Source organism: Humidesulfovibrio sp. (genome assembly GCF_030689645.1).
GTDB lineage: Bacteria > Desulfobacterota > Desulfovibrionia > Desulfovibrionales > Desulfovibrionaceae > Humidesulfovibrio.
The window spans coordinates 1-1,020 of sequence record NZ_JAUYFU010000023.1; the positions used below are offsets into that span (position 1 = coordinate 1).

At 50.0% G+C, this 1,020-nt stretch carries 2 protein-coding genes; both read right to left on the reverse strand.

Going from position 1 to position 1,020, the window contains the following annotated elements:
• A partial coding sequence (locus Q8O35_RS03290; protein ID WP_305570569.1) for a cellulose biosynthesis cyclic di-GMP-binding regulatory protein BcsB occupies positions 1–788 on the reverse strand: 788 nt, incomplete at its 3' end.
• Positions 789–802: 14 nt separating this feature from the next.
• Positions 803–1,020 (reverse strand): hypothetical protein (locus Q8O35_RS03295; protein ID WP_305570571.1); only part of this gene is annotated, 218 nt, incomplete at its 5' end.

Here is a 1,020-nt window from a genome sequence, read left to right on the forward strand (position 1 = left end):
AAAGAGTCTGTATTCGCTACCAGAATTACATTTTGACGGGTAGAAGCAGCAGGACGAAAATCTGCAAGCGTTATGACTTCTGCAATGGTCTCTCCGTTTGAGATTTGGCCAATGCCCGCAGCCAAAACCATCGCTGCCTGCAGTTCACCAACACTCGGGTCAGCCGGCAAGGCTATCTTCAGAGGAACTGGCTGCACTGAATTCTTGATCACAAAAGGCGCCGGAAAATCGTTGAGCGTTAATGATGTCTGACTCTCATCATATCCAAAGGTGAGTTTGGATGTCGGCGAGATGGTCACACTGGAGAGTAGATTCATCAAACAAGAGATGGAGCCATCCCAGCGAATGGTCAGGATATTCACGCCATCGCGAGTGACCGGCGCAATAAGGGTGGCATCAAATTCGAAGCGCAAGGTTTGTTCGCCGCTGGTTTGTAGCGTATTGATGCCCACCATGGTGTCATTCAAAAACACACTAAGATCGCCGCCCACCAACCCGGATAGGGTCTGGTTGGATTCAGTGGCTACCAGGCTTGAAAAGAAAGCCATGATGTCGAGATCGAATGAGGCAGTCCCCTCAGGCTTCCAATCCGCAGGCATGTTAAAGGTAAATTCGACTTCAGAGGTTGGGCCGGTTAAGGTATGAGGAATCACCATCCCCAAATCAGTCAGGGTCAGATCCGCCTGTCCAGTTGTTTGTGCTTGAACCGGTCGAACGGATGCAAGGTTAATAATCAACCCTGCCAGAAGGATGAATCCAAAAAGTTTGTAAACGAATGAACGTTTCATGTCATCCTCCTTTGTCAGTTTCCCATGACCATTTTGTCGGCACCGGAGCGGGCATCTTTGACCGCTTCTTCGACACGAATGATCATCTGGTCACTGGAATCATCAGGCAGGCGGGTAACCACACCGGCAACAGGGGTTAAGAAAATCTTCTCGCCAGATTCCGTCTGGATGGGTTCTTCAAGTGCCGCGATCAGGCGTTCAAATGTTTTCTTGGCCGGGAAGTCAGGCGTAG